At 68.9% G+C, this 15,033-nt stretch carries 15 protein-coding genes and 2 pseudogenes; 9 read left to right on the top strand and 8 right to left on the bottom strand.

Annotated features, from left to right (window positions below; genetic code table 11):
• Positions 1-26: 26 nt before the first annotated feature.
• Positions 27-2,213: a glutamine synthetase III family protein gene (locus AB8998_RS13340; RefSeq protein ID WP_369738367.1), complete on the top strand. Its 2,187-nt coding sequence runs from the start codon at positions 27-29 to the stop codon at positions 2,211-2,213.
• A 2-nt stretch (positions 2,214-2,215) separates the two neighbouring features.
• On the opposite strand, the gene AB8998_RS13345 is transcribed toward AB8998_RS13340, so the two are convergent.
• The 7 genes from AB8998_RS13345 to AB8998_RS13375 all read right to left on the bottom strand — a co-directional run bounded on the left by AB8998_RS13345 (position 2,216) and on the right by AB8998_RS13375 (position 7,460).
• The gene (locus AB8998_RS13345) at positions 2,216-2,509 is read right to left on the bottom strand and encodes a hypothetical protein (protein WP_369741556.1); all 294 of its coding nucleotides are present in this window, start codon (positions 2,507-2,509) and stop codon (positions 2,216-2,218) included.
• A 189-nt stretch (positions 2,510-2,698) separates the two neighbouring features.
• The gene (locus AB8998_RS13350; RefSeq protein ID WP_369738368.1) at positions 2,699-3,406 is read right to left on the bottom strand and encodes a pyrimidine reductase family protein; all 708 of its coding nucleotides are present in this window, start codon (positions 3,404-3,406) and stop codon (positions 2,699-2,701) included.
• Between the two features lie 3 nt (positions 3,407-3,409).
• Positions 3,410-3,850 (bottom strand): flavin reductase family protein, encoded by a 441-nt coding sequence (locus tag AB8998_RS13355; RefSeq protein ID WP_475582080.1) that lies wholly within the window; start codon positions 3,848-3,850, stop codon positions 3,410-3,412.
• 135 nt (positions 3,851-3,985) lie between these two features.
• Positions 3,986-5,110 carry an FAD-dependent oxidoreductase gene (locus AB8998_RS13360; RefSeq protein ID WP_369738370.1) on the bottom strand — a complete coding sequence of 375 codons (1,125 nt, stop codon included), beginning with the start codon at positions 5,108-5,110 and terminating at the stop codon, positions 3,986-3,988.
• Positions 5,107-5,991 (bottom strand): DUF1295 domain-containing protein, encoded by an 885-nt coding sequence (locus AB8998_RS13365; protein ID WP_369738371.1) that lies wholly within the window; start codon positions 5,989-5,991, stop codon positions 5,107-5,109. The genes AB8998_RS13360 and AB8998_RS13365 overlap by 4 nt, the downstream gene beginning before the upstream one ends.
• 135 nt (positions 5,992-6,126) lie before the next feature.
• Positions 6,127-6,960: a mycofactocin-coupled SDR family oxidoreductase gene (locus AB8998_RS13370; protein WP_369738372.1), complete on the bottom strand. Its 834-nt coding sequence runs from the start codon at positions 6,958-6,960 to the stop codon at positions 6,127-6,129.
• 2 nt (positions 6,961-6,962) lie between these two features.
• A complete protein-coding gene (locus tag AB8998_RS13375) occupies positions 6,963-7,460 on the bottom strand; it encodes an SDR family NAD(P)-dependent oxidoreductase (protein WP_369738373.1) in 498 nt (165 codons plus the stop codon).
• Between the two features lie 87 nt (positions 7,461-7,547).
• Here AB8998_RS13375 and AB8998_RS13380 point away from each other — a divergent pair, with 87 nt between their 5' ends.
• The 8 genes and pseudogenes from AB8998_RS13380 (at position 7,548) to AB8998_RS13415 (ending at position 13,192) form a co-directional block, all read left to right on the top strand.
• Positions 7,548-7,991: a nuclear transport factor 2 family protein gene (locus tag AB8998_RS13380; RefSeq protein ID WP_369738374.1), complete on the top strand. Its 444-nt coding sequence runs from the start codon at positions 7,548-7,550 to the stop codon at positions 7,989-7,991.
• A gap of 4 nt (positions 7,992-7,995) precedes the next feature.
• Positions 7,996-9,165 carry a sulfotransferase family protein gene (locus tag AB8998_RS13385; protein ID WP_369738375.1) on the top strand — a complete coding sequence of 390 codons (1,170 nt, stop codon included), beginning with the start codon at positions 7,996-7,998 and terminating at the stop codon, positions 9,163-9,165.
• A gap of 10 nt (positions 9,166-9,175) precedes the next feature.
• The gene (locus AB8998_RS13390; protein ID WP_369738376.1) at positions 9,176-10,420 is read left to right on the top strand and encodes a hypothetical protein; all 1,245 of its coding nucleotides are present in this window, start codon (positions 9,176-9,178) and stop codon (positions 10,418-10,420) included.
• 2 nt (positions 10,421-10,422) lie between these two features.
• Positions 10,423-11,253 carry an oxidoreductase gene (locus AB8998_RS13395; protein WP_369738377.1) on the top strand — a complete coding sequence of 277 codons (831 nt, stop codon included), beginning with the start codon at positions 10,423-10,425 and terminating at the stop codon, positions 11,251-11,253.
• A pseudogene (locus AB8998_RS13400) lies at positions 11,211-11,924 on the top strand (hypothetical protein). Before AB8998_RS13395 ends, AB8998_RS13400 begins: the two are co-directional and overlap by 43 nt.
• Before the next feature lie 144 nt (positions 11,925-12,068).
• Positions 12,069-12,263 carry a hypothetical protein gene (locus AB8998_RS13405; RefSeq protein WP_369741833.1) on the top strand — a complete coding sequence of 65 codons (195 nt, stop codon included), beginning with the start codon at positions 12,069-12,071 and terminating at the stop codon, positions 12,261-12,263.
• An 11-nt stretch (positions 12,264-12,274) separates the two neighbouring features.
• A pseudogene (locus tag AB8998_RS13410) lies at positions 12,275-12,433 on the top strand (ANTAR domain-containing protein); the annotation flags it as partial.
• A gap of 81 nt (positions 12,434-12,514) precedes the next feature.
• Entirely contained in the window at positions 12,515-13,192 is a 678-nt protein-coding gene (locus AB8998_RS13415) for a PadR family transcriptional regulator (RefSeq protein ID WP_369738378.1), read from the top strand.
• A gap of 106 nt (positions 13,193-13,298) precedes the next feature.
• Here the strand turns inward: AB8998_RS13415 and AB8998_RS13420 are convergent, their stop codons facing one another.
• Positions 13,299-15,002, bottom strand: a complete 1,704-nt coding sequence (locus AB8998_RS13420) for a 3-ketosteroid-delta-1-dehydrogenase (RefSeq protein WP_369741557.1) — start codon at positions 15,000-15,002, stop codon at positions 13,299-13,301.
• Positions 15,003-15,033 lie beyond the last annotated feature (31 nt).

Consider the following 15,033-nt stretch of genomic DNA (forward strand, 5'->3'; position numbering starts at 1 on the left):
GCGGACCCTCAGCGATAGGAACTTCATTGAGCGGCAACTTCGTCCGTCTGCAGGCGATCAACAACGTCGAGGCATACGTCCCGCCCGCGGTCAGTTTCGTGGCCGGCGAGACCCCGGGCGGGATGTTCGGCAGCAACGTGTTCACCAAGGCCGAGATGCAGGCCCGGCTGCCCAAATCGGTGTACCGGTCCGTGGCGGCGACGATCGACAAGGGCGCCAGGCTCGACCCCGCCGTCGCCGACGCGGTGGCGGTCGCCATGAAGGACTGGGCGCTGGAGCGCGGCGCCACCCACTACGCCCACGTCTTCTACCCGATGACCGGCCTCACCGCCGAAAAGCACGACAGCTTCCTAGAACCCGTCTCGGACGGACAGACGATGGCCGAGTTCGCCGGCAAGACGCTGATCCAGGGCGAACCCGACGCCTCCAGCTTCCCCTCGGGCGGGCTGCGCAGCACCTTCGAGGCGCGCGGTTACACCGGCTGGGACGTGACCAGCCCGGCCTACATCCTGGAAAACCCCAACGGCAACACGCTGTGCATCCCGACCGTGTTCGTGTCGATGACCGGCGAGGCGCTCGACTACAAGACGCCGCTGCTGCGCAGCCAACAGGCCATGGGCACCCACGCCGAGCGCATCCTGAAGCTGTTCGGCCACTCCGACCCCGGGAAGGTGGTGTCGTTCTGCGGGCCCGAGCAGGAGTACTTCCTGGTCGACCGGCACTTCTTCCTCGCGCGCCCGGACCTGGTCAACGCGGGCCGCACCGTGTTCGGCGCCAGGCCGCCCAAGGGGCAGGAGTTCGACGACCATTACTTCGGCGCGATCCCCGAACGCGTCCTGGGCTTCATGATGGACACCGAGCGGGAGCTGTTCAAACTCGGCATTCCCGCCAAGACCCGGCACAACGAGGTGGCGCCCGGCCAGTTCGAGGTGGCGCCGATGTTCGAGCGGGCCAACCTGGCCTCCGACCACCAGCAGCTGCTGATGACGGTTTTCAAGACGCTGGCCAAAAAGCACGGCATGGAATGCCTGTTCCACGAGAAGCCGTTCGCCGGGGTCAACGGGTCGGGCAAACACGTCAACTTCTCGGTGGGCAACGCCGAGCTGGGCTCGCTGCTGGTGCCCGGCGACACCCCCCACGACAACGCCCAGTTCCTGGTGTTCTGCGCCGCGGTGATCCGCGCCGTGCACAAGTACGCGGGCCTGCTGCGGGTCTCGGTCGCCTCGGCCACCAACGACCATCGCCTCGGCGCCAACGAGGCGCCGCCCGCGATCATCTCGATCTTCCTCGGCGAACAGCTCGCCGATGTGTTCGAGCAGATCGCGAAGGGCGCGGCCACCTCGTCAAAAGGCAAGGGCACCATGATCATCGGTGTCGACACGCTGCCCCCGCTGCCGACCGATCCGGGGGACCGCAACCGCACCAGCCCGTTCGCGTTCACCGGCAACCGGTTCGAGTTCCGGGCACCGGGCTCCGGGCAGACGGTCGCGGTGCCGATGATCGTCCTCAACACGATCATGGCGGACTCGTTCGACTACATGGCCACCATTTTGGAGAAGGCCATGGAAGACTCCGCGGACGGCGAGAACTTCGACGCGGCGGTGCAGAAGCTGCTCACCGAGATCATCACCGAACACGGCGCGGTGGTGTTCAACGGCGACGGCTATTCGGAGAACTGGCAGATCGAGGCGGCCGAACGGGGCCTGCCCAACCTCAAGACCACGCTGGACGCCATCCCGGAGCTGATCAAGCCGGAGGCGGTGGAGGTGTTCGCGAAGTACGGCGTGTTCAGCGACCGCGAGCTGCACAGCCGTTACGAGGTGCGCCTCGAGCAGTACGCGCTGACCATCGGGGTCGAGGCCAAGCTCACGCTCGAGATCGGGACGACGGTCATCCTGCCGGCCGCGATCCGCTACCAGACCGAGCTCGCGCAGAACGTCGCCACCGTGAAGGCCGCCGGTATGGAGCCGAGTATGGTTGCACTGCAATCGGTTTCGGAACCATTGGCCGACCTCGAGGGGGCGCTGGCGACGCTGCGGGTGGCGCTGTCGGAGCACTCGGGGGCCTCGGCGCTCGACGAGGCCAGGCATGCCCAACGGGCGTTGCTGCCGGCGATGGAGGCGGTGCGCACCGCCGCCGACACCTTGGAAGGCGTCGTGGCCGACGACCTGTGGCCGCTGCCGACCTACCAGGAGATGCTCTACATCCTCTAGCGTCACTCCTCGTCGTCGGCTCCGCGTTCGCTCAGCCCCTCCCGGGAGAGCGCCCTGACAAATCCGTACGCCTGCATCCCGGCCTTGCCCGGGTTTGCGACGATCCAGTCGTTGATCTTGCCCAGCGCCCTGGCCAGGTCGTCGCGCCTGATCCGCACCAGGTAGGTCTTCCTGTCGTCTGCCGGATCGTCGCTGGATTCGGCGACGGCCACGGGATGGCGGAACGCGTAGGCGATCCCGTGCACGGCATCGTGGTTCAGCGCCCACTGAAGCTCGTCGGGCCGCAACCGATTCACCGCCAGATTCCGGTAGGCGTCGTGGTCGTGTGAACTGCTCACCTGGCCGCTGGTCCTCCTCTACGAACTCGGAGAATGTGAACGGCGATGGACTGAAGACGATGCGGTGCAGGCGATGCGTCGCAAGTTCCGCCGCCATCATAGGAAGCGGCTTGTCCGTCTGCACGCCGAGTGATAGCCCGACCGCCGTCAACGGCGGTACTTCAGGTACAGGTAGCCCTCGCGTACCAGGGCGTGCTCGAGCCGCATAGCGACCGGCGCGGGCAGCCGCGACGGCAGCCGCCGACCCACCGGCTGACTCGCGGCGAGGCTGGGGGCCAGGGTCACGCAGAACTCGGCGAGTGCGTCGGCCTCCACCAGCTCGTCGAGCAGCGTGGGTCCGCCCTCGCACAGGATGCGGCGCATGCCTTGTTCGCGCAGCAGGTCAAGGGCCCGCGTCACGTCGACCGAATCCTCGCCGGCGACCAGCACCCGGAGGCGTCGGTCGTGGTGCAGCCGTGCGGCGGAGCGTGCGCAGGTGAGCAGGATCGGTGGCCGGTCGGGCTCGTCCAAAAGCCGGGACGGCAGGTCACCGCTGCGGCTGACCACGGCGACCGGGGGCGGGTCCGGGCGTCCCTCGGCGTGCCGGCCGGCTCGCTGCGCCTCGGTCAGCCGCACCGGGCCGTAGTTCTCGGCGCGCGCGGTGCCGGCGCCGACCAGCACCACGTCGGCGAAGGCGCGCAGAGTCCTCAGCAGCCGCTGATCGGTGGGGCACGACAGGGGGCCCGCGCGACCGCCGAACGCCGCGGCGCCATCGGCGCTGAAGATCATGTTGGCGCGCACGCCGTCGGGGGGTTCGGCGTAGCAGGCGGCCAGCTCGGCGACGCCGTCGACGGCGCCCACCCGGGGACAGCCCACCGGTCAGGCCTCGTGGCCCGGCCGCAGGTCCCGGACGTCGCCGAAGGACACCCAGCGTTCCAGGTCGTGCGGCGCGCTGCCGTCCACCGGCTCCAGCAGGTGCCCGACGTGGTCGCCCAGGGTGAACCGGTCCAGGATCTTGCCGGCGAACCAGGCGGCCGCCTCGTCGAGGACGGGCAGGTCCGCGGGGCCGCGGTGCCAGGAGCACCGCTCGAATTTGTCGATCTCGTCGCCGGTCTGCCCGCCGAACAGCTCGACGACGTCGAGATGCTCGCGGTCGAACACGTGGACCGCCAGGTGCGTGGCGCCACCGGCCACCCGGAACGTGTGGTTGCGCTTGGACAGGCCCACCAGGAAGCGTGGCGGATGGATGCTGGTCTGGCTGGCGAAGCCCACCAGGCAGCCCGCCGACACACCGTCGGCTGCCGTGGTGACGACGAACATCGGATAGTTCAGCTGCGCCACCAGCTTCTCGAACGCCTCGACTCCAGGTTTGCTCACCCGCCCAGTCTTCCCGTTCTGAGCCGGCCGGAACCGCATTGACGCGATGGTCGCCGTGCCGCGCCCGAGCCGCGTCGCTTAGCCGAGCGGGTCGTTCGCGCGGACCCCGCGGTACATGCCCCACCGGACCAATCCCGGCATCACCACCCGCTCCACCGACCACGGCGGCAAGCGGAAGGCCTGCCCGCTCGGCAAGAACACCTCCAGCCCGTCGGGCTGGATCCCCAGCAGCGAGCCCCACCGCCGGCCCGGCGCCCGGTAGCCGCGCAGGCGCCGGCCCGCGAATTCGGCGCGGACGTTGCGGGCCACCAGCGCGTCCCCACGGTTGCGGGCCGAGCTGCGCAGCGGGTCGGTGGCCGCGACGTCGCCGACGGCGAACACACCCCGCTGACCGGGCACCCGCAGTTCCGGCGTCACGCGCACGAAGCCGTGCTCGTCGAGCAGTTCGGGTGGCAGCCAGCCGGTGTTGGGCCGTACCCGTCCGATCGCCCACAGCACCGCGGCGGCGGAAGCCGGAGGCTGCCCGGTGCTCCACCGGACCGGGTCGGCGGTGATCTCGTCGCCGGCGAACCCGTCGGGAATCTCGGCCCGGTGCCCCGGATGCAGGCCGACGCCGAGGTCGGTCAGCCGGGTCTGGATGCGCCGCCAGGTTCGGGGGTGGTAGGCGGGCAGGGCTCGCTGGCCGGGGAAGTAGAGGTCGATGCGCTTGCCGGGCCAGCTGGTCGCCATGTTGGCGGCGCTGCTGACCGCGGCCACGCCGCCACCCACGACGATCACCGATCCGGCGGCGGCGAGCCGGGCGTGCGCGGCGCGCAGGTCCGCCCCGATCTCGGTGGCCGACTGCAGCGTGGGCCGGCGCCAGAACCCGTTGGTCACCCCGGTGGAGATGACCAGCGCGTCGTACTCCACGGCGACCGGCGTGCCATCCTCGCGCCGGCCCGCGACCGTGCGGGCCGCCAGGTCCAGCCCGGTAAGCGTGGCCTGGATCGTGCGCACCGATTCCAGGCGGCGGAACCGGTCGAACGGGATCCAGTAGTCGCGGGCCCAGTCCGCGGGGCGGGAGAGCCGCACACCGAGTTCCTGGCCGCTGACCAGGCCGGGTTTGACCGAGATCCCGGTGACGTCGGCGTGGCGGGACAGCCGGATCGCGGTCAGCACACCGACGTCGCCCAGCCCGGCGATCACGACGCGCCGTCGGGTCATGTCGCGGCCCGGTGCGGCGGCGTCGGCACGAATCGCGAGACCCGGTCGATGACGCGCTGGTAGTCCGGCCGGCGTTGCAGGCTGCGCTGTTCCATCATCGGGATGCTGGCGCCCAGGAACATCGCGAGCATTGCCAGCGCACCGCCGAACAGCCACCACGCGTCCGCCGGGGCGGCCGCGACGCCGAACAGCGCCAGGGCGACCCAGAAGGCGAACTCGCCGAAGTAGTTCGGGTGCCGCGACCACCGCCACAGCCCGCGGTCCATCACATCGCCGGGCCGGCGGCTGCGCACGAACCGGTGCAGCTGCACATCGGCGACGGACTCGAAGGCCACCGCCGCGACACCGACCGCGAACGCGACCGCCGTGAGCCATCCGAGGTCACCGCCTCGACGCGTCACGCAGACGTAGACCGGTAGCATGCCCGCGAAGACCTGCAGGGTCGGGATGAGGTGTATGGCGACCAGATCGACGGCGAATTCCCGCTTTCCGGCCCGCTGCCGGAACATCTGGTAGCGCCAGTCTTCGTGGTGCAGTCCCGGGAATCCGTAGACCCAGTTGGCGGTCAGCCGCACCGCCCACACCAGGACGAGCGCCGCGACGAGCCAGCAGCGCGGGCGATCCGTGCCCGCCTGGCTCCACCAGTAGAACGTCAGCAGCGGCGGGATGACGCTCCAATAGGCGTCGTAGCAGCTCGAGTTACGGAATCCGCGACTGAAGGCGAACACCACCGCCGTCGCCAGGACGTCGGCCACGAGGGTGTCCAACCACAGCCTGCCCGTCGTCGTCCCCCAGGCCAGCCAGGCGGCGGCGACGGCGACGGCGGTGGCGTAGGCGACGCCGATGACGGCGAGCGACCGCGACTTCGTCATCGTGTTCATCGGCGCGACTGAACGCGCTCGCCGACAGCGCAATTCATGCGTGGCCTCCTCGGCGCGACGCCGGGATACCCGTGCCGGCGGCCGCGATCGGCAAACTGTAACACGTTCTAGTAAGCCGTCCGGGGGCGTTGGTGGCTACATGACGACGTGACCGGCGTCCACGGGTATCGACACACCCGTCACGTAGCGCGCCCGGGGGCCGACCAGCCACAGCACGGCGTCGGTGACGTCCTGCGGCTCGACGAGGGACGCGTCGGGTAGCAGGGTCTGGGAGAGGGCGGGGTTTGGATTCTCTGTCATCTGTCTGACGACGAAGTCGTTGAGGATCATCGGGGTCGCGACGCCGCCCGGATGCACCGAGTTGACCCGGATCTTGTGCGGCGCATACGCATTGGCCGCCGAACGCATCAGCCCGACCACGCCGTGCTTGGAGGCGGCATAGGCGAACATGGCGGCGCTGCCGTCCCCGCCCCGGCCGGTCAGGCCCTGCGACGAGCTGACCAGGACGACCGATCCGCCACGGCCCTTGCGGACGATCGACGGCACCGTCGCCACCAGCGTGTTCCACACGCCCTTGAGGTTGGTGTCGACGATCGCGTCGAAGATCGGTTCGGCGCGGGTCTGGGTGTCGCCGATCGCCACCACTCCGGCGTTGGCGATGACGATGTCGATCTCGCCGAGTTCGTCGACGCCGGCGCGCACCCCGGCCTCCAGCTGTTCGAGGTCGCGGACGTCGGCGACGACGGGCACCGCCCTGCCGCCCGCGGCCCGGACCAGTCGCACGGTCTCGTCGAGGTCGGCTTTGGTGGCCAGCGGGTAGGGGATCGCGTCGATGTCGGCGCACAGGTCCACGGCGATGATGTCGGCGCCCTGCCCGGCCAGCGCCACGGCGTGGCTGCGTCCCTGGCCGCGCCCCGCGCCGGTGACGACGGCGACGGTGTTCGCGAGTTCCCGCTCGGGTTCACCCATGGCTAGATCTCCATCGTTGTGCTGGTTGCCTTTTCGGCGAACGCCACCAGGCGGGCGGCCGTGTCGTAGTCGCACGCCAGCTCCGTGCGGCCGATCAGGACGGGGCCGCCGCGCAGTCCGAACCGGCCGCTGACCCCGACGTAGTTGCCCGGCGGCAGGGGTTCGCTGATGCAGTGCGCGTCGGAGCCGACGTTGATGATCTGCGAGCGCACCCGCGGCAGCAGCAGGTTGGTCAGGGCGAACGGTCCGAGCAGGTTGGTGGCCAGCGTCGTCTCGAATCCGTCGGCGGTCTCGGTGCGGTGGTCGGTCAGGGTGCCGGCGTTGTTGACCAGGATGTCGACGTCGCCGAGTTCGGTGTTGCGCACAGCCAGGATCACGTGGGCGCCGGCCCTGGCCAGGGCGCGCGTCGTGCCCAGGCCGACGCCGTTGGTCGCGCCGGTCACGATCACCCGCTTGCCGGTCAGGTCGCCGAGCCGGCCCGGCGTCCACGGTGCTGCCACGCGATCAGAGTAATGGTTGGTTCTATGAAAGTAAGGCCGGCTCTGCCACGATGGTCTGCGACGGTCACCAGGCAGGAGCGAGCCCGAGTGAATGACAGCGCCATTGAGATCACCAACCTGATCTACCGCTACGCCGAACTTATCGACGCCGGTGACCTCGACGCCGTCGCGGGCCTTTTCGCCCACGGCCGCATCTGCGGAGTCGAGAACGGCCCGCCCGAGACGGTGTTCACCGGATCGGCCGGCGTGCGGAAGATGTACGAGATGGCCACCCGCATCTACGAGGACGGCACCCCCAAGACCAAACACAACACCAGCAACGTGCAACTACACATCGACGAGGCCGGCGGGACCGCCCGCAGCACGTCCTACTACTGCGTCACCCAGGCCACTCCCGAGCTGCCGCTGCAGGTGATCGTGACCGGGCATTACAAGGACACCTTTCACCGGGTCGACGGGGCGTGGTGGTTCGACACCCGCACGATGTTCGTCGACCAGGTCGGCGACGTCAGCCGGCACCTGAAGTTCTGAGCCCGTGCCCCACCCGGACGCCTTCGATGCCGCCGGCGTGCTGGCCGACGCGCAGCGCAAGGAGGCCCTGACCGACTGGGGGCCGGGGGATTTCGAACGCCCGCTGGGCGTGCTGCTGGCCGACTACGCCCATGCCGACCTCAACGCCGTCGGGGCCCACATCCTGCGGTCGGGCATCGTGCACAGCCTGCGCATGCGGTTGCGTGCCCTGGAATGGCTCCGCCGCCACCCCGAGATCCTCGACGAGCGGGTGGTCGCGCCCGTCGTCGTGGTGGGCATGATGCGCAGCGGCACCACCCTGCTGCAGCGACTGCTGGCCGCCGACCCGCGTTTCCACTGCGCCCAAGGCTGGGAGGTCGTGGAGGTCGCGCCGCGTCTCGACGACCGGTTCTCCGGTGTCGATCCCCGCATCGCGGTGGCCGAAGCCCGGGAGGCCAAGTCCCGGGAACTGGCGCCGGAACTGTTCGCCATCCACCCGATGTACGCCCGGGAGGCCGAGGAGGAGATCGTCTTCCTGGCTGACGCTTTCCTGTCGCACGTGCCCGAATCCGGTGCGCACCTTCCGGCCTACCGGTCCTGGATCGACGAGCAGGATTTCACGCCCGCCTACGACTACCTGTACCGGATGCTGCAGTTCCTGCAGTGGCAGAAGCGCCGGGCCGGGACGGCCGGGGAGCGCTGGGTGCTCAAGTCGCCGGCGCATCTGGGCTACCTGGACCTGCTGCGCGCCCGATTCCCGGATCTGCACATCGTGCACATGCACCGCGACCCGCGCACCACGATCGCGTCGGGGGCCGGCCTGAACGCGACCCTGCACGCGATGCACGCCGACACCGTCGACCCCCACCGGGTGGGCGCGGAGTGGTTGCAGCGCATGGGCTGGACCAACGACCGTGCGATGGCGGTCCGCGACGGGTGGACCGACGACGCCGCGCGCGTCACCGACATCGCGTTCGACGACGCCGTGGCCGACCCGATCGGCCAGGTCGCCCGCGTCTACGACGACGTCGGGTTGCCGTTGACCGCCGCGGCGGAGACCGCGATGCGGCGCTGGCTGGCCGAGCGTCCCCGCGAGGCGCCGCGACCGCCCTACGACCTGGCGGACTACGGCCTGCGGCCAGAGCAGGTCGACGAGCGTTTCACGTTGTACAACAAGCGGTTTCGGTACCAGTGAGGAGCGGTGCATGCCCGATGACCCGATCGCGACAACATCTCAGCACGAACAGGAACTGGCGGCGCTGGAGCTGATCGAGCACGCAGAAGTCAAGGCGGCCTACCGCACCGTTGCCGAGACCTGGCTGGGACGGGCCAAGGCGTCGGCCGCCATGCGGGCGCGGTTCGACGACTCCTTCGCCGAGGTGATGTTCTCGGCGGCGGTGTGGTCGTCCAACCAGGACAAGTTGCGGCCCAAGGTCAGCTGCATCACCCGGCTGGCCCACCCCGTGAACGGCCGCCGTATCCCCGGATCCCGTTGGGGCATCGACAATCCCGACAGCGTGTACCGGGTGATCCCGATCTCCGGGGACGAGCGCTACGAGATCCGCGGCCGGGTCGGTGAGCACCGCATGACGGAGAACTACTTCACGCTCTGGGATGCCCGCATGGGCACCCTGAACGTGCTCAACGGCCGGACCATGGCGGTGGACTCCGACGGCAGCTTCACCATCACCGTCGACGCGGAACCCGCCGGCGGGCGCCCCAACCATGTGCAGACTTCGCCTGCGGCACATGAGTTCTACATCCGCGACGTGCTGCTGGACTGGGGCCGCGATGACCCGAACCATCTCAGCGTCGAACGGCTCGGCGGCCCACCGGGCGCGGCGGCGCGCACGCTCGACGAGCAGGCCGAGGCGACCGCGGCGATGATGGCCTACTTCGCCGACTTCACCGGGAAACTCAGCCACGGCGTGTACAAGATGCCGCCCAACCATTTCGACCTGGCCTGGTCGGCCGACAAGGTCGGCGCGATGCGCAACCAGGTGTATGTGATGGGACGCTTCGACCTCGCCGAGGACGAGGCCTTCGTCGTCGACCTCGATGACGGTGGCGCCGAGTACTTCACCGTGCCGCTGAGCAACATCTGGGGCACCACCCTGGACATCGTGGACCGCACCGGCAGCCTGAACAAGGCGCAGTCGGTGACCAACGAGGACGGCACCTACACCTACGTGATCGCGCCGTCCGATCCCGGCGTCGCGAACTGGATCGACTCCGACGGGCTGCGCGAGGGCATCCTGACGCTGCGGATGGCCGAGTTCGGCGAGGCCGGTCCGCGAGAGACCCTGGGCGCGCGCGGCAGGGTCGTCAAGCTCGACCGGCTCGACTCCGAAGTGCCGCACCTGGCGCGGGTGAGCCCGCAGCAGCGGGCGGCCCAGCTCGCCGAGCGGCGCGCGGCGTATTTGCGTCGCCTACCGGAAGGGACGGCCTAGAGATGGCGCGCTGGCTGATCACCGGGTGCTCCACCGGCTTCGGGCGCGAGATCGCCCGCGCCGCTCTCGCCGAGGGCCACAGCGTGGCGGTGACCGCGCGCCGGGCCGAGTCGGTGGCCGATCTCGTCGACGAGTTCGGCGACCGGGCGTTGGCCCTCGCCCTCGACGTGACCGACCCGACCCAGATCGCGGCGGCGGTGACCGCGGCCGGCGAGGCGTTCGGCGGGATCGACGTCCTGGTCAACAACGCCGGTCACGGCTACCTGTCCGCGGTCGAGGAAGGCGAGGACGTCGAGGTCCGGAAGTTGTTTGACGTCAACTACTTCGGCGCCGTCGACATGATCAAGGCGGTGTTGCCGGCGATGCGCGCCCGCGGCTCGGGTCACATCGTCAACATCTCGTCGATGACCGGCCTGGTGGCCAACCCGCCCAACGCCTACTACTCGTCGACGAAGTTCGCGCTGGAGGCGCTGACCGAGGCGCTGGCCACCGAGGTGCGGCCGTTGGGCATCAAGGTGACCGCCATCGAGCCGGGCGCCTTCCGCACCGATTGGGCGACGCGGTCGATGAAGGAGTCGGGCACCCCGATCGCCGACTACGCCGACGTGGCGGCGCGCAAAGACCTGATCAAACAGTTCGCCGACCATCTGCCCGGGGATCCGCGCAAGGTGGCCGAGGCGGTGCTCATGGTGACCGGGCTCGACGAACCACCGCTGCGGCTGCTGTTGGGCCGCGACGTCATCAAGGCGATGCGCGACAAGATCGCCGCGACGACGGCGTCGATCGACGAGTGGGAGTCGGTCACGAAAGACGTGAACTTCCCGGGCGCGTGACCCCGCGCCTGGACCGTGCCGCGGGTGCTGCCGTGCAGCCGCTCACGCCGCCTCCGGGCCGCCATTACGGCTGGATGGTGATGGTGGACACCTACTTCTCCTCGTTCATCCTGGCCGAGGTCACCATCCCCAATCTTCTCGGCGCCGACCACCACCGCGTCCGCCGGGGTCTCGCGACGGGGTGCCGTTCTGGCGGCTGCTGATGATCAAGAACCTCGCTTTGCTCGTGATCGTCGGGCTGCCCACCCTGACGGCGGCGGTGGCGTTGACGCTGTGGCTGGGAACGCCTGCCCGCCTGGCGATCATCGTCCCCACCTTCGCTGTGCCGATCGTGTCCTGGCTGTGCGTCTGCAGCCTGATCTCGGTGCTGCACCCGGTCAGCGTCAAGCCCCTGTTCCGGCGGTGGCGGAGGCGGAGGCGGCAGGACGGTTGGCGCACCGCCGGATGGTTGTTCGCCGTGGCGCTGCCGTATGCGCTGTACTACGTCGCCGACCCGATGGGCGGGATCGAGCATTCGCGTCCTGTGGAGCGACGTGCCCAAGCTCATCTGGCCGATATTCGGGCGCGACACCAAGTGCTTGGTGCATCTGGGCACCGCGGTCGGAGTCTGGCTGGCCGGCGCCGGGGCGGCGGTGCTCTGGGTTGGCAAGCGGGGGTCGCGGTTCCGATGAGGAATCGGGTATCTATGGCTTCTCGCCACGCTCTCGGGTTCGAGGTTCGTTGAACAGCAATTGAATGTCGGGCGTCGGGGGTTGGATTCAGGCGTAACGGATCTGCACGAAGCCCCGGCACCCGCGCAGGCCACCCTGCGACAGTTGGCCGAGTGGGTGCGTGGCCTACAACATCAGATGTCCGCGGACATCCGCGCGGTTCTCGACCAGATCGCCCAACGGGCCGCCCGCACCGTGCCCACGGCCCGGTACGTCGGCATCACGGCCATCGGTCGCCGAACACACGTTCAAACGGCCTCGGCGATGGGTCGCTACCCGGTGGTCCTGGACGAGATCTAACGGCACTACGGCGGGACCTGATCGGCCAGGCCAAGGGCTTCCTCGTCGAGCGCCTGAACATCGATGCCGCCGCGGCTTTCGAGTTGCTCAAGCGGCTCTCGCAGGAGTCCAACACGCCGGTGGCAGAGATCGCCCGCCGGGTGGTGCACAGTCAGGTACCGTGTCGATAGTCCGAAAGGGGCGCCACGCGGGTGTCCCGGCCAGCGGTCGATGTCACGCGAGCCGGCGCGCGGTATTGCTAACCTGGCCGGATGGACGCCCCCGGCGCAAGCCCGACGAAGGCGACACTCGCCGCCACGAGCTGGGCGCTGCTCGGAATGATGTCCTACGAAGAGGAAATCTCGGGATACGACCTCAAGAAGTGGATCGATTGGAGCGTCGACCTCTACTACTGGAGTCCGTCGTACAGCCAGATCTACACGGAGCTCAAGAAGCTCGAGGGCCTGGGTCTGGTCACCTCGCGTGTCGACCGCGACGAGGGCACCCGCAGCCGCCGGCTCTACAAGATCACACCGGCCGGCATGGCCGCCGTGACCGACTGGACCAACAACGCCCCGGTGGACCCGCCGGTGCTCAAGCACAGTGTCCTGCTGCGGGTGACGTTCGGTCATCTCAGCAACCCGGCCCGGCTCAAGGAACTGCTGCAGGAGCACGTCGCGTACACCGAGGCACGGCATCGCAAAGCGGTCGAGGACGCCGAAGGGGCCGAGGCGGAGCCCGCGTGGGCGTATTCAGTCATTGCGCTGCGCTGGGCCGCCAAGTACTACGCCGCCGAACGCGAATTCGCGCTGGAATTGATGAAGGACATCGACGAGGCGGACTCCATCATCGCAAACGCCGCCAAAGGCGGCACCGGAAAGCCACGTCCCGCACCGGGTTATTGGCGAGAAGTTGAGAAGCAGGTCGAAGCCAAGCGGGAAGCCGACTAGCCCCATGGTGGCGACCCGCGTCACCCGGCTGCGCCGCGCTCGCGATCGCCACTAACCCGATGGTGGCGACCCGCGTCACCCGGCTGCGCCGCGCTCGCGATCGCCACTAACTGGCGCTGGCTGCGTCGCGGGCCGCGATGTAGCCGTACACAAGTCCCTGCGCGATCGTTGCACCCGCCCCCGGGTACGTCGTTCCAAACGCGTTGGCGGCGGTGTTGCCGATCGCGTATAGGCCTGCAATGGCGCCGCCATCTTCGCGCAAGACCCGCGCCCGCTCGTCGGCTTTGAGCCCGCCGCAGGTTCCCAAGTCGCTGAGCACCATTTTCACCGCGTAGAACGGGCCTTTGACCAACGGACGCAGGTTCGGGTTCGGCGTCACAGTCGGATCGCCGTAGTACCGGTCATAGGCGCTGCGTCCCCGACCGAAGTCAAGATCCACACCAGCAGCGGCATTTTCGTTGAAGCGGGTCATCGTGGCAGTGAAATCGACTACGGGAACGTTGATTTGGGGGGCCAGCCCGGCGAGACTGTCAGCGCGCACTGCGATACCGGCGTCGTACCACGGTTGTGGGATTCTCATGCGCGGGAACAGCTCGGCGCCAAAGACATAGCTGTTGCGATACTGCTGGTCGAAGACAATCCACATGGTTTCGACCGGCGTTCCCGCGCGTTCCAGTTCGAGCAGTCGCTGGCCGAAGGACATGTAGTCAGTCGATTCATTGGCGAAGCGGTGGCCGTCCTGGTCGACTATGAGGCAGCCGGGGAGTGATCGTTCGGCGAGCATCACCACCGGCGCTTTTCCGGGTAGCGGCGCAATGGCGGGGAACCACCACGCCTGATCCATCAAATCGATGTCGGCGCCGAGTTCTTGAGCCGCTCGGATCCCGTCACCGGTGTTGCTCTCGGCGCCCAGGCTCAGGTTGGCGCCCAGTGATTCGGACTGGAATTTCCATCGCATGTCCATGCTGTGGTCGAAGCCACCCGTGGCCAGCACCACGCCGCGCCGGGCAGTGATCGTGAGTTCACGGCCGGCGTGGTCCACGATCGCGCCGTTGACACGGTCGGAATCGCCGGTGAGGCGCAGCAGCGTGGTATCGGTCCACACCGGGATTCCCGCTCGCAGCACGCCCGCGAACAGGCCGGCCGTCAGACCCTGGCCGCCTGCCGCGTAGTGGCGGCCCACCAGCAGCCCGCCCACGCCCTGGGCCAATCGTTTGACTATCGTCGGGATTCCCTTTCGTGGCACCCGGGCCATCAAATTCATCCAGCGGTAGTCGGCGCCCGTCGTCGGAACCGGGATGCCGGCCTCCATGACTCCGGGCCGCAGCCGGGCGCGGTGTTCACCCAGGATCGAGGTATTCAGCGGCCGGCATTCGCAGGTACGTCCGGCCGCGCTGCCGCCGGGGGCCTCGGGGTGGTAGTCGGAGTAGTCACGTGCCCAGAAAAGCCGCAGTGGAGTGGTGCGGGCCAGCATGTCGACGGTCGCGGGCAGGTGCGTCAGAAACCCGGCGGAACGTTGCGCAGGTGCCGAGCCGGCAACCACCGAATCGAGGTACAGGGCTGCCCGCTCGCTCGTGTCGTTTGCCCCGGCTTCCTGCAGTACCGGGCCCGCCGGGAGCCACAGTGCACCACCGGACCGGGCGGTCGAGCCGCCCACACACGACGATTTTTCGATGATCAACACCGAGAGGCCGAGCTCATGAGCCGCCAGTGCAGCCGCCATGCCCGTGCCCGAGCCGACAACCAGTAGGTCAACGCAGGTGTCGGTCACCGACAGGCCAGCGGGAATCGTCGAGCTGTGCGCGGTCACGAATGAAACGGTAGGCCCGGGCACTGCTGCA

The organism is Mycobacterium sp. HUMS_12744610 (assembly GCF_041206865.1).
GTDB lineage: Bacteria > Actinomycetota > Actinomycetes > Mycobacteriales > Mycobacteriaceae > Mycobacterium > Mycobacterium servetii.

Coding starts and splice junctions, on each gene's coding strand:
- AB8998_RS13355 (WP_475582080.1), bottom strand. CDS start 3,850: ATGTTCGTCGTCACCACGGCAGCCGACGGTGTGTCGGCGGGCTGCCTG.
- AB8998_RS13360 (WP_369738370.1), bottom strand. CDS start 5,110: ATGACCCGACGGCGCGTCGTGATCGCCGGGCTGGGCGACGTCGGTGTG.
- AB8998_RS13365 (WP_369738371.1), bottom strand. CDS start 5,991: ATGAACACGATGACGAAGTCGCGGTCGCTCGCCGTCATCGGCGTCGCC.
- AB8998_RS13370 (WP_369738372.1), bottom strand. CDS start 6,960: ATGGGTGAACCCGAGCGGGAACTCGCGAACACCGTCGCCGTCGTCACC.
- AB8998_RS13390 (WP_369738376.1), top strand. CDS start 9,176: ATGCCCGATGACCCGATCGCGACAACATCTCAGCACGAACAGGAACTG.
- AB8998_RS13395 (WP_369738377.1), top strand. CDS start 10,423: ATGGCGCGCTGGCTGATCACCGGGTGCTCCACCGGCTTCGGGCGCGAG.
- AB8998_RS13415 (WP_369738378.1), top strand. CDS start 12,515: ATGGACGCCCCCGGCGCAAGCCCGACGAAGGCGACACTCGCCGCCACG.